The sequence below is a fragment of the Pseudomonas sp. S3_G06 genome, assembly GCF_054667565.1.
The window spans coordinates 3,863,020-3,881,849 of record NZ_CP162738.1; the positions used below are offsets into that span (position 1 = coordinate 3,863,020).

21 protein-coding genes are annotated in these 18,830 nt (G+C 59.9%); all 21 read right to left on the minus strand.

The window, feature by feature from the left end:
• Positions 1-93: 93 nt before the first annotated feature.
• Positions 94-1,137, minus strand: coding sequence for a phage baseplate assembly protein (locus tag AB4N47_RS17375; RefSeq protein ID WP_341638598.1), 1,044 nt, complete (start codon positions 1,135-1,137; stop codon positions 94-96).
• A gap of 3 nt (positions 1,138-1,140) precedes the next feature.
• Positions 1,141-2,379, minus strand: a complete 1,239-nt coding sequence (locus AB4N47_RS17380; protein ID WP_341638597.1) for a DNA circularization protein — start codon at positions 2,377-2,379, stop codon at positions 1,141-1,143.
• Positions 2,366-3,916: a phage tail tape measure protein gene (locus tag AB4N47_RS17385; protein WP_341638596.1), complete on the minus strand. Its 1,551-nt coding sequence runs from the start codon at positions 3,914-3,916 to the stop codon at positions 2,366-2,368. The genes AB4N47_RS17380 and AB4N47_RS17385 overlap by 14 nt, the downstream gene beginning before the upstream one ends.
• A gap of 130 nt (positions 3,917-4,046) precedes the next feature.
• Positions 4,047-4,343 (minus strand): phage tail assembly protein, encoded by a 297-nt coding sequence (locus AB4N47_RS17390; protein ID WP_341638595.1) that lies wholly within the window; start codon positions 4,341-4,343, stop codon positions 4,047-4,049.
• Complete coding sequence (locus AB4N47_RS17395; RefSeq protein WP_007908779.1) at positions 4,340-4,687, minus strand: phage tail tube protein; 348 nt, start codon at positions 4,685-4,687, stop codon at positions 4,340-4,342. Before AB4N47_RS17395 ends, AB4N47_RS17390 begins: the two co-directional genes overlap by 4 nt.
• A 67-nt stretch (positions 4,688-4,754) precedes the next feature.
• Positions 4,755-6,251, minus strand: a complete 1,497-nt coding sequence (locus AB4N47_RS17400) for a phage tail sheath subtilisin-like domain-containing protein (protein ID WP_341638594.1) — start codon at positions 6,249-6,251, stop codon at positions 4,755-4,757.
• Positions 6,251-6,433, minus strand: a complete 183-nt coding sequence (locus AB4N47_RS17405) for a DUF2635 domain-containing protein (RefSeq protein WP_016771429.1) — start codon at positions 6,431-6,433, stop codon at positions 6,251-6,253. The genes AB4N47_RS17400 and AB4N47_RS17405 overlap by 1 nt, the downstream gene beginning before the upstream one ends.
• Positions 6,430-7,014, minus strand: a complete 585-nt coding sequence (locus AB4N47_RS17410) for a phage tail terminator protein (RefSeq protein ID WP_341638593.1) — start codon at positions 7,012-7,014, stop codon at positions 6,430-6,432. The genes AB4N47_RS17405 and AB4N47_RS17410 overlap by 4 nt, the downstream gene beginning before the upstream one ends.
• Before the next feature lie 157 nt (positions 7,015-7,171).
• Positions 7,172-8,194: a phage late control D family protein gene (locus AB4N47_RS17415; protein WP_341638592.1), complete on the minus strand. Its 1,023-nt coding sequence runs from the start codon at positions 8,192-8,194 to the stop codon at positions 7,172-7,174.
• A gap of 9 nt (positions 8,195-8,203) precedes the next feature.
• On the minus strand, positions 8,204-8,416 hold the full coding sequence (locus AB4N47_RS17420; protein ID WP_341638591.1) for a tail protein X: 213 nt from the start codon (positions 8,414-8,416) through the stop codon (positions 8,204-8,206).
• Positions 8,409-8,792, minus strand: coding sequence for a phage tail protein (locus AB4N47_RS17425; protein WP_341638590.1), 384 nt, complete (start codon positions 8,790-8,792; stop codon positions 8,409-8,411). Before AB4N47_RS17425 ends, AB4N47_RS17420 begins: the two co-directional genes overlap by 8 nt.
• Positions 8,792-11,053, minus strand: coding sequence for a phage tail tape measure protein (locus AB4N47_RS17430; RefSeq protein ID WP_341638589.1), 2,262 nt, complete (start codon positions 11,051-11,053; stop codon positions 8,792-8,794). Before AB4N47_RS17430 ends, AB4N47_RS17425 begins: the two co-directional genes overlap by 1 nt.
• A 128-nt stretch (positions 11,054-11,181) precedes the next feature.
• On the minus strand, positions 11,182-11,763 hold the full coding sequence (locus AB4N47_RS17435; protein ID WP_341638588.1) for a phage tail assembly protein: 582 nt from the start codon (positions 11,761-11,763) through the stop codon (positions 11,182-11,184).
• A gap of 158 nt (positions 11,764-11,921) precedes the next feature.
• Positions 11,922-12,428, minus strand: a complete 507-nt coding sequence (locus AB4N47_RS17440; RefSeq protein WP_039762530.1) for a phage major tail tube protein — start codon at positions 12,426-12,428, stop codon at positions 11,922-11,924.
• Positions 12,428-13,594 carry a phage tail sheath protein gene (locus tag AB4N47_RS17445; protein ID WP_341638587.1) on the minus strand — a complete coding sequence of 389 codons (1,167 nt, stop codon included), beginning with the start codon at positions 13,592-13,594 and terminating at the stop codon, positions 12,428-12,430. The genes AB4N47_RS17440 and AB4N47_RS17445 overlap by 1 nt, the downstream gene beginning before the upstream one ends.
• A 2-nt stretch (positions 13,595-13,596) precedes the next feature.
• Positions 13,597-13,782, minus strand: a complete 186-nt coding sequence (locus tag AB4N47_RS17450; protein ID WP_341638586.1) for a hypothetical protein — start codon at positions 13,780-13,782, stop codon at positions 13,597-13,599.
• A 101-nt stretch (positions 13,783-13,883) separates the two neighbouring features.
• Entirely contained in the window at positions 13,884-14,429 is a 546-nt protein-coding gene (locus tag AB4N47_RS17455; RefSeq protein WP_341638585.1) for a DUF4376 domain-containing protein, read from the minus strand.
• 9 nt (positions 14,430-14,438) lie between these two features.
• Positions 14,439-16,862, minus strand: a complete 2,424-nt coding sequence (locus tag AB4N47_RS17460; protein WP_341638584.1) for a phage tail-collar fiber domain-containing protein — start codon at positions 16,860-16,862, stop codon at positions 14,439-14,441.
• On the minus strand, positions 16,863-17,498 hold the full coding sequence (locus AB4N47_RS17465) for a phage tail protein I (RefSeq protein WP_341638583.1): 636 nt from the start codon (positions 17,496-17,498) through the stop codon (positions 16,863-16,865). It abuts the gene before it with no gap.
• A complete protein-coding gene (locus AB4N47_RS17470; RefSeq protein ID WP_341638582.1) occupies positions 17,495-18,490 on the minus strand; it encodes a baseplate J/gp47 family protein in 996 nt (331 codons plus the stop codon). The genes AB4N47_RS17465 and AB4N47_RS17470 overlap by 4 nt, the downstream gene beginning before the upstream one ends.
• Entirely contained in the window at positions 18,487-18,819 is a 333-nt protein-coding gene (locus tag AB4N47_RS17475) for a phage baseplate protein (protein WP_016771443.1), read from the minus strand. The genes AB4N47_RS17470 and AB4N47_RS17475 overlap by 4 nt, the downstream gene beginning before the upstream one ends.
• Positions 18,820-18,830: the final 11 nt, after the last annotated feature.

Sequence of the window (18,830 nt, forward strand, 5' to 3'; positions counted from 1 at the left end):
CCTGCTCGCGAACGCGGCGGGTCAGGCGCTGTGATGTTGAGGCTGGCGACGCTTTCGCGAGCAGGCTCGCTCCCACAGGGTTCGGGGTCAGGCTCAGGTTTCTTTCGGGGGAGTCGGATCAGGATCAAAGGTATGCGGCGGGGCCACTTGCAAGGTGGTTACCGAACCTTGCGCCGACAGTGAATAAGTCACTTTGGAAATCAGCATGTCGTCATCAAACCCAAGCACCGGGTCCTTGACCCGGACCAGCGTGTTGTGACGCCACAGATCACCATTGGACTGACGCCAGCCCTGCACCTGATAAGTCGTGGTCTGTGCCCGTCCGACGCGCGTCGAGCTTTCCCACATTGCGCGTTGCAACGACAGGTCGGGACTGATCTGCAGGCCTTCGTTGATGACCCTGACGCGGCGGCGCTTGTAACTCAGATCGGTGGCAACCGACTCAATCTCGCTGACGGACGCCCCGCTCTTTTGATCGTTGCCCTTTTGCTGGCCGATCACCCGGTATTCGGAAAACACCTGGCTGTAATCCATCGGCGCGCTGGCCGAAAGAATATTCTTGCCAAGCTCCAGCACATCACTGGCCCGACCACTGCTGCCTGGCTTGGCCAGCAACAGCCGGCCTTGTGCGTCATCGGTGGAAAACACCCGAAACAACGAGAGCAACCGGTCGATGGATTGAAATACCGTCTCCCCCGGCACGATGGTGTAACTGCCCAGTCGGGCTGTTTCGGCAATCTCGCTGACCACCTTGACCTTGTAGGAGGACGCCAGCGCTTCGACGATGCTCAGCATCGGCTGATCCTTCCATTGGTTAGGGCGATTGATCGCGGCGCAGTCCACCAGATCCTGCGTACAGGAGCTGCCTTCAATGCTCAGGCTGATCTGCCGCCCGTCATAGCGAATCGGCGCCTTGAACACATACCCGGTCAGCACCAGGTCCTTGCCGATCCGCACCTCGCAGGCGTCACCGGCGGCGATCCGTTGATCGACTGTCTGCCCAGGCCATTGCCAGGTGATATCGAGTTTGAAGGTGCGAAACTGGCGCTCCAGATCAGCGCTGATTTCGACGCTTTTCCAGCCGCCATATTCCATGTCACCGACGGCGAGCGTGACGCGATTGTCCATGTCATTCATGGCTCACTCCCCGGAGACTTTGACATCGTTGGGCGGCAGAAACCCGGGATGAGCGACACCGTTGCGCTGCGTGACTTCCGCAACCCGCGTGGCATCGGCAAATTGCTGATAGGCCACCACCAGCGCCGGTAGACTGTCCTGGAAAGACTTGCTGACCAGCCGCACACCCGACGACGCCACGGCTTTGACGTGTGCGATCAATGCCTGTTTGACGTCGTCAATTGCCTGGTAATGCGCGGGGCCGGCTTTATCCAGCATTGGATTTGTCGCTTCCACCAAGGCCTTTTGCAGCGCTTTCATGTCATCGGTAACAGGCACTTCCTGACGGCTGATCGGCTGCCTGGCCTGTTGCTCCAGCGACGGCATCGACGACAGCTTCACTGGCGTCGTCGCCACTGGCATCGAGGCGACCCATTGCGCCACTTTGATCAGCATCGTGTCCTGCACCAGATCCGCCACGGCTTGCGCCGCCGCCGTGGTGTCCTTGCCGGTGGTGAGCCTGGGCGCGTCAGCCTTGCGAATCGCTTCGAGTTGCTGCGACACGTCGGCAATCACGCCACGGTAGCCTTCCTTGGCGAATGCTTTCAGTTCCCTGATATCGCCGAGCAAGCCCTTGAACTCCGCTGCCACTTCCTTGGGCAACTCCTTGACCGCTTTGACCAGTTCGGTGATTTCCTTGTACTGCTCGATCAATGGTTTGAGTTGTTCCTTTATCACCTCGTACACGCCAGTAAGGCTGTTGCGCAGATTGGCGATGCCGATCCGTGCGGCTTTGATCAATGTCATCGCCTGTTCGAAACGAGCCACCGCTGAACCCAGCAGACCGTCGGCTTTGGCCAGCAGGACTTTCTGCGTGCTGACCGTAGCTGTCGGAAACGGCAAAGGCTGATCGGGATAGAACTTCAACGCGAACGTCACCATCCCGCCGTCCTGGCGGCTGTGGGTCATGTCGCATTCGCCGACCTTGACCTGCAGACGTCCGAGCCATGGATGGACCAGTTCGCCACGCCCCTGCTCCAGCGCCTTGAGCAGCTTGTCGCGCTGCTCCAGGCAATCAGGGCCGATGATGAACGCCGTCAGATCGTGGGTCTTGGCCTGCTGGCCGAGGTCCTCGAAAAACGGCAGGTCGCGTTGCGGGTATTCATGCAGTTGTCCTTTGCGACCGACCGGGGTTTTCGCCTGGTCGATCCAGAAGCCGACACCGCGAAAGGATGCCGGCAATAAACGGTCACGCCAGTTCATTGGAACCCCCTGCCGACAGCGAGCGATAGCCGATGCGCGAAGACAACGCCAGCCCCGGTTGATTGGTTTGTGGTTGGTCGGTGCGCAACCCGGCCGGCGCGTTTTCGAAGCGCACGGTCAGGTCGCCTTCGAGTTGCGTGCGGTTGTTGATTGCGCTTTGCTGGATCAGGCTGTTGGAGGTTTGCGACAGTGAAGTCGAAGACTGTGTCAGCGCCCCCATCGGCAATGGGCTTGCGGAAGTGAAGTCCGCACTGGAGCCAAAAAACTCCGGCGCCCATTCGCCTTTGCCTTGGGCATTGGTTCTTTCCTGCGCATGGGTAAAGACATCGACCTTGGCCGACGCCTCGGCCGCGAGTTCCCCCAGGCCCCCATTGAAAAATGCCCTGACCGGTGCAAGCGCCTGGTAAAACTTCTCGCTCCACTTTTCAATCCATACCGTGACCGAGCCCCAGGCCTGAATGATCAGTTCCAGAGGCGACCAGCCCAACTGCTCGCGGATCACCGCATACAAGGCGAGCACGGGCAGTTTGATAGACTCGACAAGGTCCTGGAAAAAAGCCCCTACCGGAACCGACACCGCCCTGAGCAAATCCCATATCGATGCAAAAAGTCCGACCAAAGGTGCCCAATTCTTCAAAATCAGCGCCTGCGGGGAATACGCGAACAATGTGGAGTAGAAGTCGATCACCGGTGCTGCCAGCGCTTTGAGCACATCCCACAGCGCTGCGAAGAACGCGCTGACCGGTCCCCAGTTGCTGATCAGCAAGCCCATCGGGGTGAACCCGAACATTGTCCGAAAGAAACTGGCCATCGGCATCACGACCGGCGCAATTTCTTGCCACAGTCGCGTAAAAAAAGCCGAGACCGGTTTCCAGTTGGCGACGATCAGACCGGCCGCCAGCGCTGCTGCGGCGGCAAATATTCCGACAGGCGAAGCGAGCAGAGTCAGCACCGCGCTGAAGCCGGCAGCTGCTGTTGTCACGAGCGTAAACGCCAGCGCTGCCGCCGCTAGCCCTTCCACGAGTTGCGGATGATCGGCGACAAACTCACCGACCGAAGTCACCACCGGCACCAGCGCCGTTACAAGGCTGTTGACGGCGGGTAACAACGCCTGACCGATCTTCAACGAAATGTTGTCGAGCGAGACGTTGAACTTCGCTAGATTGGTCGAGGTTTCACCCTTCACTTCCGCCGGCAGCTGCGCCGTCGCGGGCTTGTTCAACGAAGCAGGGATTACCGCGTCCTTGCCCAGCGTCGGCACGTTGAGTTTTTTGCTCTTGGTCGCCAGCTCGTCTTCGGCCTTGATCGCCCTCTTCAAGCCTTCCTGAAAAGGCTTGAGCAAGCCGCCACCGGAAATGAAACCGGATAAATCAAAGGGCTTGATCGAACTGCTTTCCAGGCTTTTCCTGAACGCCGCCACCTTGCCCCGGACGCCCTTCATCTCGGTGTCCATTTTCTGCAGGCCCTGCATCACGACGAGCATGTTCACCGTGGTCTGCATGTTTTGCTGGAGCGCGTTTATCTGTGTATTGGCCATCACTGCACCTGCTGCATCGCATTGATCCGTTGCGCGTGCTCCAGCGATTCGCGGAGCACATCCAGTGGCCTGGCCATCATCTGCTCGGGGTCAACCTTCCAGAACCAGGCCAGGTCATAGGCGACGGCGATCAGGTCGGTGATGGCGCCGACGCCGCACTCATGAAAAAACTCGCAACGGCCCAGCTCAGCGCGTTGAGGTCAGCCAGATCCAACTGGTTGACCGACGACGGCGGAATGCCGGCGCACACGGCGATGTATTTGGCCGCCACGTCCATGTCGAGGCTGACTTCTTCACTCTTGTCGATCCTGTACGGCAGCGCCTTGATCGCTCGCACTTCCTGCACCGTCGGACGGCGCAGAACGAGTTCGGTCAGTGGCTCGCCGTGGGCTTCGATTGTTACTTGAAGCTTCACGGCGCCGCTCATTGCCAGGTCCCCTTGATGCCTTCGAATTTCAGTTCGATGGTGGCGTCGTCGCCCTTGGAGACTGGCTCCTCGACCAGATAGGCGCCGGCCAGCACGTAAACTTTGCCGTTGCTGAATTCGCAGGTGACGGTGATATCGGTGCCTTCGATCAGCTTCTTCAGCGGGAAGTCGGCGGTGTGCAGCGCGGTCACTTTGAACGACGGTGCGATGTCGGTTTCCTTGTAGAAACCGGGCACGACGGTTTCACGTTTGACGGCCATCAGCGGCGCTTCGCAGCCGCCATTGATGGTCAGTTGTGCGCCGTCGACCTTGACGTAGCAGGTGCCTGCAATCAGTTGACCCATGGTATTTCTCCCTTCAAATAAAAAGCCCACGCGAGGTGGGCTGAATGCTTAGCGCCGACTGCGCGGATCAGGCCGCGTCGTCGTACTGCAGACGGAACTGGTTGAGCAGTGCGAACACGCGCAGGCCGTTGATGTAGTCCGGCGGGAACAGCACGTTCACGCGGCTCGGGTCCTGCACGTCGCGCTCGACGATCAGGTGCTCGGCGAACAGCTCGGCGTTCTCCACATGACCTTCCAGCTCCAGCTTGGCGTACTGCGCGATCAGCTCGCCGCGAATGGTCGCCGGGGTGACGATCGGCTGACCGGCGCCGAAACGGGTACCGTCGGAGGCCAGTTTGTGGCGGCCGTATTTGCTGGTGATCACGCTTTGCAGACGACGCACGATGAACGCCGACTGGTGCATGGTTTCGCTGTCCAGATAGGAATTGTCGGCCTGGCCGTAGGCGTTCTTCTGGTAGGTGGTGATCGAACGCTGGATGCGCACATAACCGCCTTCGTAGTACGCGGTGGCGATGCCATAGTTGAGCAGCGATTGACGCTCGGTCAGGGTGAAACGCTCGCTCGCCGGCGCCGGGTCAACGCCCGGCAGGCTGCCGCTTTGCGTCGGACGGCTGGCGTCGGCGGAGATGAATACCGAGGTGCGTGCAGCCAGCGCGGCGGCTTGTACCCAGACCGGTTGCGGGACGCCCGGTTCCAGCGCCTGAATGGTCATGTGCTGATCGTTGCGCGCCTGGCCTGCAGCGACCAAAGTGCCGACGGTGCCGCGCTTGGCGCTGTACACGTGACCGAACAGTTGCTTGGCCCACGACCAGCGACCGGTGCTGTCGTCCATCACCGCTTGCCAAGTGTTGAGGGTGGCCACATCGGACCATGGCAGGCAGATGAATTCGAACGGCTCATCACCCAGTGCCGCGATCGCCGCGACCTGATCCGGGACACCGACACCGCCGATCATCGGCGTAATCGCGGTGACCAGCCCGGCCGGGGTCTCCTCACCGTTGCTTTTGCCCAGCCGATTGAATTGAAGGCTGATGTCGTTACCACTATCGCCGGTCCATTTGGTGCTCAGGGTAACCACGCCTTCGGCAGCAATCGCGGTGACGGGCAGATCGGCAGTCGCGTTGACTTTCAGCGCCAGCGCAGTGGCCGCCTGAGAAGCGGTCGCACCGGTGACGACGGTGGCTTGCACCCGCACACCACCGACATACAGATTAAGTACGCCAGCCTGAGTGGCGGTGCCGGTCAGGGTCAGGACGCCTTTGGCAATGCTGCCTTCAGCGTTGTGCAATGGCAGGCACCAGATCTCACCGACCGGGTCGGCTTTGCGGAAGGTTTCGTACATCGAGGCGAGCATCGAGCCCTGCCCGCCGATGCTCTTGGCCAGCGCCACACTCGACACCAGCACCAGTTTGCCGGCATCGGCCGGGGCAATATTGTCGTTGACCTGCGCGACGATCAGACGGCGCATGGCCGAGGTCGCGCTGTTGGCGGCCGAATTGTCCATTTCGGCATAGAACAGCGGCACACGAATGTCCGCCGGGATGTTGCTGAATCCGATCGCCATTATTTGGCTCCCTGTGGTTTAGCCGCTTTTGCGGTTTTGAGTGTGATATCGCCGTCGGCCAGACGCCGGCGCCACCAGGCGCTGTCCAGCACGTCACGGCCGGCAGCCGGCAACAGGTCGCCGGCCTCCGGGTCAGGTACGACACGGCCGGCGGCCGGCACTACGGTGATGCGGTTGCTCATGGGGTTACGTCTCCAGAGAAAGTCATTTCCACCCGGCCATCCGGGCCCGGGCGGTGCAGGTTGGGGTCAGCCGGATCGATCGCATCGACCCGCACCGTCATCCCGGTAAAGGACGACAAAGCGTCCAGTTCGCGCTCGTGCCAACTCTCCGCAGGCTGACTTGGCAGATTGCGGCCGAGCTGGAACTCGGCATAAAAACGCAGCCGATAGAACAGGCGGCTGCTGTTGATCGAGACCAGCTCGCCGCCGTCGTAAACGATGGCGCTGTAGTCGGCATCGGGCTTGAACCCCACCAGCGCGCGCCACAGTTCGGCGCGCAGGTCGTGCAACCCATCCAGCGCTTTTGTCGCGTCGGTAGCGTCAAGTACGAGGACGAGTTCAAAGCGGTCGCGGATTGGTTGGGTGGTGAGGTTTTGGGTGGTGCTGTTGCTGGCCAGATCGGCGATTGGCAGCACGTGGGCCGAAGGTGTTGGCAGATCCGGGTTGCCTTGCAGCAACGCCAGGTCGACACCCACCGAAATATGATTAGCAAGCCCAGGGCATTGCCCACGCAGTTGCGTGAGGATCGGGGTGATCTTCATGGGGGTGTTCCGAATTAAGAGAAATTACAGTGAACGCCGCAGTCCCTGTGGGAGCGAGCCTGCTCGCGAAAGCGGTCGATCAGTCACATCGATGCTGAAGCTGACGTTCCTTTCGCGAGCAGGCTCGCTCCCACAGGAATAAGCACTCGGTTCAGGATTACTGTTCCGCCTTCGGATCCAGGCACGACGCATCGATCAGGCAGCGATAGCTGTTCTCGCGACTGCCGCTGGCGGTGACCTTGTCGATCGACCAGCGTCCGCGCATGAAGTCCGGCCAGCTCTCATCAAGCAACAGCAGACCTTCGGCCGCCAGGCGCGGATCGCCCGGGCAGGTGATTTTCACTTTGTACCTCTGCCGCAACATCTTGCGTACTTCGCCCTCGGCTACTGCGATGGCATCCGCTTCGCTGGGCTGCTTCTGGCGCAGCGTCTTGAACGGCGCTACGCCCGTCTCGACCCAACGCAACACCCCGGCCGCCGCATCCCAGAAACAGGTCTTGCAGCCCTTGGCCTGCTCGCGGGCCGATTCTTCCAGCGTGGCGCTGATAAATGCGTGATCGCCGGGGCGATTGTTGTGGGTAACCGACAGCGTCACGTCCGGCAGAATCTGCCCCGACAACGACTTGGTCTGCCCTGGGCGCGCCAACACATAAACATCGCCGTAAGGCTTGGCGACGACGTTGTATTTTTTCGCTAGACGCGTGACAAACCCCATGTCGGTCTCGTTGGACTGGTCGATGTGCTCGATGCGTATCAACGAAATCTCCGGCGCGACCCGTGGCGAAAAGCCGTGCAGCTCCACCAGCTTGCGAAATAATCCACCCAGCGTCGTTGGCCCATGACTGGCGGTGCGGCGCTGCTTGAAGCCCGTTTCATCATCCTTGCTGAACGGCGCCGCTGTGGCCACCAGCGTCAGGCGAAACGGAAACAGCGTCGGCGTCAGGCGCGTCACTTTGAACAGGCCTTTATCGACCATTGCGGTTTCTCGATAACCGACTTCCAGCCCAATTTTGCCGCCCAGACTTGGCAGCCCTTCAAGGCCCTCCAGATCGATGGTCAGCGTCAGCTGATCGGACTCGAAACCGGCGGCATCGATGTGCTCCCAACTGATCAGGCGTTGATTGAGCAAGGCCGCGTTGGCCCCGTAGATATTTACCGCGGGCGTAAATCCCAGTGCCATGTCACCTCCTTAATCCCAGGCCGTTACTGCTTTGACCACGGCGGGTTTCACATCCAGTTCCGGCAGCACGATCCAGACGCCAGCGGGCAGAATCGGCCCGTGTTCGGCCAGGGTCGGGTTGAGTCTCCACAGCGCTTCTTCGGCGCCGTCATCACTGCGCCCGGTTTCGCGGTAGAGCAGCCGATTCACCGAATCACCGGCCACACTTCGTGCGTTACGCATTGTTGAACTCCGCTAGTTCGATGACCCAATCGACCACCATCGCCGTGCCGTCATCGATGATCTGGGTCTGGGTTTCCTGAACGCTACTGATCCGCCACAGGCCCCAGTTTCGACCAATCCCGTCGATCAACGGCAGCGGGCTGCGCAGCGCCTGCAAAGCACGCAATTCATCGAGCCGATCCATGGCCACGGCGTACATCGACTTGCCGGTAATGGTCAGGGTTTCCGGTTTCTGTCCGGTCTGGCTGGACTTGGGTTTGCTGGTGAGGATCTGTATCTCGGTCCAGCCGCCGTCAGACTTGCGCAGCAACTGGTGGTACGCAAAGTTGCGCGACAGGCCGAAGATGAAATTGCCCAGTGCCATTTGTTGTTTCATCAGGCGACTCCATCGGTCAGGGCTGCGTCGCGGCGGGTGGCGAGGGGGTTGGTACTCATTGTCGACATGAACTGAGTGCTGAAATGGTTTTGCATCACTTGCGAGATCACCGCGCCGACTTTTTCCGAGCTGGCGATTTCGCTGCCGCTGATCTGAATCGACGGCGCATAGGTGATCTGCTGGTTTTGCGTTTGAGCGTTGCTCAGGTCCTTGGCCACTTGCGCGGGAGCCGCGAGTTTGTCCTCGGCAGGTTTGCCCCATTGTTCACCGACGTAAGAACCGAGCATTCCGCCCAGAGTCCCACCGAGGAATGTCCCAATACCGGGCGCAATGAAAGTGCCGATCGTGGCGCCAATGGCAGTGCCGGCCAGCTCGCCGGCGGCACCTTTGACCGCTTGGTCATCGCCTTCGCGCCAACCTTTCAGTCCGGTATAGGCCGCGTGCGCGATGGCCAGCGGCGCTCCCAGTTTTACCGCTGGCAGCGCTTGGGCGATTTTGGGCATGACCTTGGCGCCAACGCTTTCGACCAGGGGCATAAGCTTGGCAACGGGCCCTTTGAGTCGCGATGCCATCTCGCTGTTGCCCAGGCCATCGGCGAACAGTTTGAAGCCCGTTTTGATGTCATCAAACAGAGGCGCGACCTTGGCCGTGAGCCCACCCAAACGAGTGCTCCCACTGGCGCGTGGAACTGTAGTGCGCGCCGATGTTCTGGCCGGCGTGCGTCGACCCGGTCGACGACCCGCTCGTTTGTTTTTCCGCCCGCCATCAGAGACATCGTCACCGACGATGGCATCAGCAATATCGGGAGGCAATCGCGTCGTCGCCAGACGCAACAGCTTCGCGGAAACGGTGTCGATGACTGACGCAACGCCGGTTTTCAGCGCCCCTCCAACAAAAGGAAGAGCAGCGGCACCAAGCAGAACCAATCCTGCAGTAAGGGCCGGGAAAGCCTGCGCCGCAGTACTCACGCCATTGGCCAGCGCGGTGAGGACCACTGCGGCACCATCGGCCAACGGCGCCAATGCCGTGCCGAATGCGGTGGTCATCCGGGTCAGACTCGCATCGAGCGCATTCCAGCGCCCTTGCGACGTATTGCCAAACACTTCGGCGGATTTCGCGGCTGCCCCCGAGTCGGCGCCCAGTTCCGATGTCGCGTATTGGCGCTTGTCGGCCACTTGGGAGAATGCGTTTTTTACATCCTCTGGTTTCTTCAGCAGTTCAAGAACTCTGACGTCGTTTTCGCCAAACAGCGTCTTCGTCAGTGTTGCCCGTTCTTGCAGCGGTTGTTTATTGAGTGCAGCAAGCACCGAGTTGATGGCAGCGGGAGCGTCCTTGCGCATCTCTCCTGCCAACGATTCGGGATTCAACCCTAACTGGCTCAGAGCCGTACGTTGCTCCGTCGATACATTTGCGCCCTTCGCCAGCAGCGATGTAATACCCTTCAACGCGGCGCTCGCGCCCTCCTTGTCTGCGCCACTGTTGAGCAGTGCCGCCGCAAACGCGGCCGTTTGTTCCGGAGTCATACCGGCAGTAATTGCAGCCTCGCCGGAACGTTGCACGACCGAACCGATGTCGGCGGCCTTGGCATCCAGGCCACTGTTGCCGAGATAGCTCGTTGCATCGGCCAGATCCTGGCTCTGATAGCGATCCAGCTCCAGCGATGAACGCCAGGCCGCCAACATCTCGCCAGCCGTTTTGACGTCCATCCTGAACGCCGCTGCGTTGATCGCGGCATCACGGGAGAACCACTTCAGTTCGTTCGCCCGCTGGTCGCCCCTGGCACCGTCGGCGATACCGGATCGCGCTCCGGCGACTTGCACTTGCAACAGGTCGGCGTTGGTTGCACCACTGGCCGCCACCTGTTTCTCGCTGGCGAGTTCCAGAGTGCTTTGTGAATGCGTTTGCAGCTGGTCGCTGCTCATCTTGAGCAACTGATCGAGTTCAACCAGCGCAGTCTCGTTGGCCATCGCCGGCTGCATCAGCTTCGGCGGCGGACGCTGCTCGATCTCGGCCTTGAGTTTTGACTTTGGTTCGCTCGTCGCGACCGGTGCAGCGCCAGCCTTGAATAGCGATTGCTGGCTTGCCAACAACTCGCGAAGCCTGATCTGTTCCTGGGTCAGCAAACGAATATCCACGCTTGCCAACGCGAGCGTCACATTCAAATCCTGCAGCGGTTTGCCGAGGTTGTCGGGCAACGAAAATCCGTCCGTTGCATTGCCGCTCTCACCGGCGTACGTGAGCGCATATTTGCTCTCTGCCATGCCGCTCTACTCCTGTTTCACGCCAAGGCGAGTGATCGCTATGTCGTAGCGGCGCAACGCCTTTTCGGCGTCCCATTCCAGAATCTCCGCTTCACTTACCGGGTAAATGAGCGGGACGATATCGAGTATTACTTCGATGTCGCGTTCCGAAAGTAGGCCGCCGGCTGGTTTAAAAAATCGTCGATGCGCACCTGCAATTGCGTCCAGTCGGGGACGGTCAGCTGGGCCAGATCGGGGATCATCAGGCCGGTGCAGTGGGCGGTGATGAATTCGGCGCGTTCCTTGGCCGTTTTCAGTTTCTTCATCACTTTGGTGGCGCGCAGCAAGGGCATTTCCAGGCTCAGCGAAGTCACGGTGCGGCCGGTTACGGCGAGCGGCTGCAGCAATTGCACCTGGTCGGGATCGTCGGATTTCTCCGCCTCCTCGATCTGGTCGAGAAAGTACGCACTCGGCCGGGTCGACATCTCATGGACGTACTGAGCGATGCTCACGTAGTCCGGGCGTTTGAGCTGATCGAGTTCCTTGACCGACAGGCCGGTGGCGAGCAGCGCCAGCTCGAAGAACTGATCGTCTTCGTCATCACCGGCGCGCTCCAGCGCATCTTTCTGTGCGGCGTAGAACAGCGGTTTGAGCTGGATCGATTCGATCTGCGAGCCATCGTCGCCGGTGATCGGCGACAGCAGTTCGTGTTGGGGTGGCATCCACGGCATGTATGAATTCCTTGGAGATTCTTTGGGAATTATTGAAATCCCTTATGGGAGCGGGCTTGCCCGCGATGAGGTCGGTACTTCCAACACTGAGTTGTTTGACCCACCGCTATCGCGGGCAAGCCCGCTCCCACAGGTTTTGTGTGTTGTGTGCTGCCGGTTTACGGCATCAACACCGCACGCCGTGCATCACCGAGGATGTCGACGCCGTTGAGCACGAACTTCTGGGTGCGTACGTCGATGTCGATCACCGGTACGCCGTTTTCCAGGCGGTTGTACGTGCGGCAGGACAGTTCCAGATTGGTCTTGGGTTTCTCGCCCATTTTCACCGCGGTTTCCTCAAGGGATTTCAGCTGGCCGCCGACGGTGTGGTAGGTGAACCAGGTATTGCCGTCCTGATCCTGTCCGGCTTCACGCACGTTCAGCAGGATGTCGTCGCCGAGCTTCACGCCCAGCGCCAGCAGCACTTCGGCGCCGAGGCCTTGCAGGGTCAGCTTGGCGCCGAGCGCTTTGCCGCCCTTGGCCATTTCTTCGACGATGAAGCGCCCGCCGCGCATCTCTTCCATGTCGAATTCGATTTTCGGCGGGGTGAACTCCTCAACGGTCGCCGACAACGGCAGGCCTTGCAGGGTGGCCGCGATGGCCTGTCTTACGCGGTTGGTAAACATTAGAGAACGTCCTCCAGGAACTGCTCGATGATTTCATCGCGGGCGTTGAGTTGATAAACCATGTGTTCGTTCGGCGCGTAGCGGCCGTAGTCGATGGCCACGTACCAGGTGCCGTTCTTGTACTTCTCGACGCTGTTGAGTTCCGGGTGCAGATACACGCTGCCGCCGGGAATGGTTTCGTCGGCGACCAGGGTTTGCAGCCAGTCGTTGATGCGCTTGACCTCCTGATCCATGAAGGATTTGGTGAGGTTCTTGGCCATGGCTTTCTGGCCGGCCTTGACCAGCTTGCGGCTGATCGCATCTTCGAGGCCGACGTAGCTGATGAACTTGCCGGTGATCGAGCGGTTACCCAGCAGCGAGAAACCGCCGAGCACGGTGCGGGCGTAGTAGCTGACGCCGTAACGGTTGAGCAGATCGCCTTCGGTGGAAGTGTCGAGGATGTTGTACTCGACGACGCGCGAAACGTCTTCGGCGAAAGTCACCTGGTTGCCCGGGCTCTCCCATTGCTTGACCTTGGCCAGCGCGGCAATCGCCAGACTGGACGGCGACAGGAAGACGTTTTTCTTCGCTGCTTTCGAATACACGGCGGGCATGTTGTGCACCACCAGGCAACGGTCGAAACCGAGTTCGGCGCCGCCGAGTTCCTGGCTGTACAACACCTGATCGGCCACCGACACATCCTTGCCGTCCAGCACGACGCGGGCCTTGATGCGCTTGCCGAACGCGGCGAACTCACCGGCCACCGCTTTAGTGCCGGTGAAGCCCGGCGCACCGATGATGGTCAGGTCTTCCGAGACACTGCCCAGCGCCGCCAGACCCAGCTTGCGGCCAGTGGCCGGCTCGACACCGCCGATCACATTGTTGACCGTGTCGGCCGGCGTCGCGCCGGCCTCGACGATGACTACGTACACCGGCACTTTCACCACTTTGAGGATCTGGTAAACCGCGTGGTACAGCGTGCCCTCTTCCGACCCAGTCGGATCGAGCAGCGCATGGGTGGTGAAGCTGTTGATGCGAAACGGCGCGTTTCGCGGAATCAGCGGATCGGCTTTCGGCGCAGTGCCGACCAGCCCGATGACGTTGTCACCCAGGCCACCCATGGCCTCGGGGGATTCGGTGGCATTGACGGTAATGCCGTTGTGCTCGAAGTTCAGAACCTCAGCCATGTTCAGTCAGCCTTCTTGGCAGCGGCCTTTTTGGCCTGGGTGATAGGGGTTTTCAGTTCCAGTCGACCGGCAAAGTGCAAGGCACTGGCCTCGACATCGAGCAGATCGAGTTCTTGACCAACGCTCGACCAATGCCCACCTCCGGTGGGGAATGGGACGAGCACGGTGTAGGTTTGGCGGGTTGCCATTTTTCGTTTCTCCATAAACGGGAAAGCCCCTCATGGGGAGGGGCTTTGGCGGGTGTTGGGTGTTTTGACGGGGATAACAAAACGCCCCAGGATCGGAGCGGTTAGTAAGTAAGAGAACTTGATGTCTGCGACTTAAAATACGGCCAACCTTTCTTGAGCATATCTTCCAAGTAAGTACCAGCTTCAATGAATTTAAGCAGTTCGAGTTCTCGGTCGAAACAAGCTTGGACGTGAGCCCTGACGGCTTTGGCGATCGCTAGAATCTTTAGGGCATCAATTTCCACGAATCCATCGAGCGATTTGAAGTTGCAACGATAATCAGGATCAAGGATCGCCGAGAGAGCCGCGCCATAGATCAGAGCCGCGCTTTCGCGGGAGGTCGAGACGCAAAGCCCCTCCACTGACACGACGGAGTTTTCTCGCTCGTAGCGCTCGGCGGCGACAGACTTCGCATAGTCCGCAGCCGCTTCCGGGAACGCCTCTTTCACTATTTGTTCGCCCACTTTACGCCAGATACCATCGGTTTCTTGCGTCAACCTGATAAACAAATCCTGGTCAATTTTTACTGCTGACGTGGGGATCTTATGAACTCCCTCGATCAGACAGGTCTGTAACTTCGCTTTTTCGTCAAACAGTGCGTATTTCATGATCTCTCCTTAACTACCCACCGCGATCCAATGGAATACAGTGACCCCGGGAAATGTATGTTTTCCATAAAATGCATTCAGATTTGAAACACCCACGTCCACATACCCGTTCACCGCAGAACCCGGCGTGTAGTTCAAAGTAGCGTTCAGGCTGTACATGGCATTTGGGAAAGCGATAGGAAAGGCCGTTGCGATATCCGTACCGCCATTTCCTGAAACTCTTCCCCACTGGATGATCAGACCTCCCAGCCATGAGGGGAAGATGATGTAGCCATTAATGGCTTTGAGGATTTGAAAGCCCCAGCGAAGTTTTTTGGGCGTGACGGTTGTTGTGTCGTTAGCTCCGGTATCCGTCAGTTCTTGAGTGGCAATTTGAGCGGTGCCACGCTTGATTTCAGTCGCTTGTTGAGCCAAAGCGGCTAAACCGGCGATATCAATACTTCCCTGATTGATCGGCGCGTTCCAGGCTTTGATGCACCACATGACGGCAAGGTTGCGGGGACGGGTTTCCGTTCCACCTGCGTTCACTGTCGTGACAACAGTCACCGTCTGCATGGTAGTTCCGGCATCTACAGCGGAAAGAAAAGCACCTGTAGATATCGCTGCAACAGCACCATTGACCTTACCACCCTGCCATTCGCCTGCCGGATCCAATGTAGCGCCGGTTTCGTCAAAATAACGGTGATTGTGCGCCTTAAAGGATTCTGCCTGGATACTTCCCAAAGCTCGACCAGCATCCACTCCGCGGCCATGATCCCAGCCACGCAGAAACTCGCCACGCGACTCCGGCAAACGGAAGTTCCCCGCCCCCTCGTTACCCTTGTTGTAGGTGGTACCGAGAAGAGCCGCTAGATCAGGATAAGCCGCAATACTCTGCACACTGCCATCCAGCTCCAGATAACCGGGAGCGACGATGCCGGTCGGGAACGCCAGAACAGCCCCCACCGGAACGGCGGATTTCAGCCGTTCGACCTCCTTCGCCAGCGCGGAGACATCAATCGTTCCCTGATTGACCGGGGCGTTCCAAGCTTTGATGCACCACATGACGGCGATGTTGCGGGGGCGTGCCTCTGCGCCACCAGAACTATTGAAACCTGCCGCGAAATTGTTCATTACGGCCGTATTGCCGTTGTCTACCACTACGGCACTTGGATTGCTGCCGGAAGCATTAGCGAACGCCTGCATGCGGGTGACCGTATGAGCGTGCGATTTGTTGTCGTCGGCCTGCCAGCTGCCAAGCCCACGTCCGGCATCCACTCCCCGCCCATGATCCCAACCGCGCAAAAACTCCCCACGCGCCTCCGGCAGCCGGAAGTTACCAACCCCCTCATCCCCCTTGTTGAACTTGCCACCCAGATAAGCACTCAAGTCCGGATAAGTCGCACTGCTCTTGACGCTGTTATCCAGCTCCAGAAAACCCGGCGGTGGCGCATCAACCGGAAACGCCACAATCGATCCCACTGGCAACGCAGAAGCCTTGGCGATCAACGCCTCAACTTCAGCCTTGGTGTACGAATCCTTGATGCCAAACCCAGCCAGCGTTTCCGGATTGGCCCCAGCCGTAGCGCGGCCATATTCGTCAACGGTCAGACTTTTATAAGTCCCGGCCGCAATCCCGGTGCGGCCTGCGAGCATCTTGAACGTCAGTGCAGTCGTGCCGAGGTTGATCGGCGCGTTGGTAGTCAGGTGCCACAGCGAATCTCCGTTCGCCGTGCCCTCCTCCACCATCACCGTCAGGCCCGGGGTGACCTTGGCGCTGGTGCTGGCATCGGTCGCCCGCTGCCAGTCGCCATTGGCGACGATCCACAGGCCGTTGTCCTTGGCCAGGGTCTGGCTCGGCAACAGCACGCGATCGCCGGCCACCACGGCAACACCATCGATCTGCTGGGCGCCGTTGAGTACGATATTGCCGGTGGCAGCGACGCGTACCGACTGCTTGCCATCGAGCTTGCCGAGTTCTTCGGCCAGATAACTCATGACCCAGGCACGGGTGGCCTTGACCACCGTGTCATCGATCAACAAGGTCACCAGCGAGGCATTGCTGGTCTCGAAAATCGAGCGAATGTAAAACTCTTTGCCCGAGCCCGAGGTGGCGAGCACCGGTTTGAACGACTCCGGATATTTGACGATGGCGTAGAGAATTCCAGTGTCGGTCCACAGCCCGGCCTCTCGCACGTACCAGCCGCCGACATCCGGCGGGATGGTGACTTCGGCGAGCAGCCAGCTCGGATTTTTCTCATCCTGAAACAGCGCATTGAGCGGTCCGCGCCAGACTTCGCGTTTCAGTGCGGTTGCGGTGGCGGCCGGGTTGTAGACCGCGCCGCCGCCGTCGCCGACGGAAATCTGCGTCAACTTGATCGGCGTGCCCGCAGCCTTGCACGCCGTTTCGTAGGCAATCCCTGCGTTGGTGAGCAGGGTGTAATAGTCAGCCATTCAGGCCCCCTGAGGATAAATAGTGGATGTTTCGACGGTGTACAACGCAGCGGCCAGGAACGCCTCGCCAGAGGTTTCAAGGCCTTCGATGAACACTGGATAAACCGTGGTCAGCTCACCGCAGAACGTAGCGGCACCGATGACGTGATTGCCGAATGCGCTCAAGCCCACCGACACCGAAAGAACGTCCCTCTCGCTTTTCGCATCGGCCAGACGGCGGTCGAGACGTGCATCAATTTCTTCGCTGTAGGGTTGTTCGCTGAAGGCACGCACGGAAAAGCTGTACGGCGCGCCGGGCGGTGTCTGTTCGTACCAGGCGCGGATCTCGGGTCTTAATTGCAAACCCTTGGCGGCGTTTTCCAGCGCCTTGCGAGTGCCGGCCTGGCGCGCGGTGGGCCAGGCCAGTTCGACGGTGAGGCGCTTCTCCGCCACCGGCGCATCAGTGCTCCATTCGGCGACGCCACGATCGGCAGCCAGATAAGGCAGGAAAGCCACTGGCGTTTCGCTGGGGTTCATCAATTCCGGGAACGGCGGTGCGATGCGATCGAGCAAGGCGCCGAAGCCCAGATCCAGTCCGCGCTCAAGTGCCGAGCTGTTGGCTGGCAGTAAGGTCGGGCGCTGAGTTTTTTCACTCATAGCGTCAGCACCTCGACTTCGACCGCGGTGCAATAAGGCGCCTGAAAAGCGGTGGTGACGATCGGCGCCAGCGGTTCGAGAATCTGCAGTTGTACGGCGCCGGCGCTGTGCAACGTGTAGTCGATCCAGCTCGGATCGACCCGACCTTCGAGGCGATGGCAACTGTCGGCATACGCCTGCAATTGTGCTTGCGCGGCGACCCTGGTCAGGCCCGAATCAGGGCCGGAATTGATCTTGGCAATGACGCGGATTTTGTAGCGCTGGATCTCGGCAGCCTTGACGGTGACGAGGTCGGTTTCCGGGCGCACATCAGGGCGGGCAAAGTGCTGACGAACGCCGTCGAGCAATGTCTCGGAAGGTGTGCCATCGCCTTCTCGCGAAAGCACGGTGACCTGCACTTCGCCCGGCGCAGTGCGCCGCCCGTTGCCATCCTTGACCTGCGCGGCGAGGCCGTCGGGATCGAAGGTGTAGGTGACGTTTACCACGCCGGAATCAGTGGACTCGACCTGCACCGTGGGCCGCTCGCCGAGGGTGAATACCTCACGGCGATACTGCATCCGCGAACCCGCCGCCGGTGCATGGGGCGCGAGGTAATAACGCAGCCGAGCGTCGTCATCACTTTCATAAATCGCCGGCACCGGCGGGAATGCCGCCGGGTCGCCGGGATCGAGCAATTGCCGCTCAAGGCCCATGTCCGCCAGCCGCGCATCCAGATTGCTGCCGGTCGCCCACCACGCCAGCATCTGCTTGATGCGTGCGTTGTATTTGCGCTCATGGGTTTGCAGACGCACGCAGAACGCTTCCAGCGCCAGGGTCAGCAATTCGCTTTCGTTTTCCAGACTCGCCTTGAGATTCACGGCGCTGGCCGGAGAGCGAGCCCCCACGTATTCGATGACGAAACTCTTGAACTCGGCGAGCAAGTCTTCGAACGCTTCAACCGTGATCAGCGCGGGTTCGGCCAACTGATTCTGGCCAGGTATCAGCATGCTCATGTCAGCACCTCGAAGGTTTGTTGGCGGTTTTTCCAGGTGCCGGCGAAGCGCAGCAGCAGGCCGTCGCCGTGACGGCTGGCGACAATCACTTGCGGCTGAAAATCGTCGATGCCGTTTTGCGAGTTGTAGAACGCTTGCGCGGCGTGGCTCTGTGCCAGAAGCAGAATGTCGTCACCGAGGTTCTGCCCGAGCAGCGTGGGAATCAGCGAACCGTACAAAGGTCGTTTCTGCCGGGTGCCCAGCGGTGTGGTCAGGGCTCGGGTCGCGCGCTGCACAAATTGCAGCCAGTCGTCGACCGTGGCCCCGCTGTCTCTATCGATTCCGATCATGGGAGGCTCTT

Bases quoted from the DNA above. Each gene is read 5' to 3' on its own strand.
- AB4N47_RS17375 (WP_341638598.1), bottom strand. From the start codon at position 1,137: ATGAATGACATGGACAATCGCGTCACGCTCGCCGTCGGTGACATGGAA.
- AB4N47_RS17380 (WP_341638597.1), bottom strand. From the start codon at position 2,379: ATGAACTGGCGTGACCGTTTATTGCCGGCATCCTTTCGCGGTGTCGGC.
- AB4N47_RS17385 (WP_341638596.1), bottom strand. From the start codon at position 3,916: ATGGCCAATACACAGATAAACGCGCTCCAGCAAAACATGCAGACCACG.
- AB4N47_RS17390 (WP_341638595.1), bottom strand. From the start codon at position 4,343: ATGAGCGGCGCCGTGAAGCTTCAAGTAACAATCGAAGCCCACGGCGAG.
- AB4N47_RS17395 (WP_007908779.1), bottom strand. From the start codon at position 4,687: ATGGGTCAACTGATTGCAGGCACCTGCTACGTCAAGGTCGACGGCGCA.
- AB4N47_RS17400 (WP_341638594.1), bottom strand. From the start codon at position 6,251: ATGGCGATCGGATTCAGCAACATCCCGGCGGACATTCGTGTGCCGCTG.
- AB4N47_RS17405 (WP_016771429.1), bottom strand. From the start codon at position 6,433: ATGAGCAACCGCATCACCGTAGTGCCGGCCGCCGGCCGTGTCGTACCT.
- AB4N47_RS17410 (WP_341638593.1), bottom strand. From the start codon at position 7,014: ATGAAGATCACCCCGATCCTCACGCAACTGCGTGGGCAATGCCCTGGG.
- AB4N47_RS17415 (WP_341638592.1), bottom strand. From the start codon at position 8,194: ATGGCACTGGGATTTACGCCCGCGGTAAATATCTACGGGGCCAACGCG.
- AB4N47_RS17420 (WP_341638591.1), bottom strand. From the start codon at position 8,416: ATGCGTAACGCACGAAGTGTGGCCGGTGATTCGGTGAATCGGCTGCTC.
- AB4N47_RS17425 (WP_341638590.1), bottom strand. From the start codon at position 8,792: ATGAAACAACAAATGGCACTGGGCAATTTCATCTTCGGCCTGTCGCGC.
- AB4N47_RS17430 (WP_341638589.1), bottom strand. From the start codon at position 11,053: ATGGCAGAGAGCAAATATGCGCTCACGTACGCCGGTGAGAGCGGCAAT.
- AB4N47_RS17435 (WP_341638588.1), bottom strand. From the start codon at position 11,763: ATGCCGTGGATGCCACCCCAACACGAACTGCTGTCGCCGATCACCGGC.
- AB4N47_RS17440 (WP_039762530.1), bottom strand. From the start codon at position 12,428: ATGTTTACCAACCGCGTAAGACAGGCCATCGCGGCCACCCTGCAAGGC.
- AB4N47_RS17445 (WP_341638587.1), bottom strand. From the start codon at position 13,594: ATGGCTGAGGTTCTGAACTTCGAGCACAACGGCATTACCGTCAATGCC.
- AB4N47_RS17450 (WP_341638586.1), bottom strand. From the start codon at position 13,782: ATGGCAACCCGCCAAACCTACACCGTGCTCGTCCCATTCCCCACCGGA.
- AB4N47_RS17455 (WP_341638585.1), bottom strand. From the start codon at position 14,429: ATGAAATACGCACTGTTTGACGAAAAAGCGAAGTTACAGACCTGTCTG.
- AB4N47_RS17460 (WP_341638584.1), bottom strand. From the start codon at position 16,862: ATGGCTGACTATTACACCCTGCTCACCAACGCAGGGATTGCCTACGAA.
- AB4N47_RS17465 (WP_341638583.1), bottom strand. From the start codon at position 17,498: ATGAGTGAAAAAACTCAGCGCCCGACCTTACTGCCAGCCAACAGCTCG.
- AB4N47_RS17470 (WP_341638582.1), bottom strand. From the start codon at position 18,490: ATGAGCATGCTGATACCTGGCCAGAATCAGTTGGCCGAACCCGCGCTG.
- AB4N47_RS17475 (WP_016771443.1), bottom strand. From the start codon at position 18,819: ATGATCGGAATCGATAGAGACAGCGGGGCCACGGTCGACGACTGGCTG.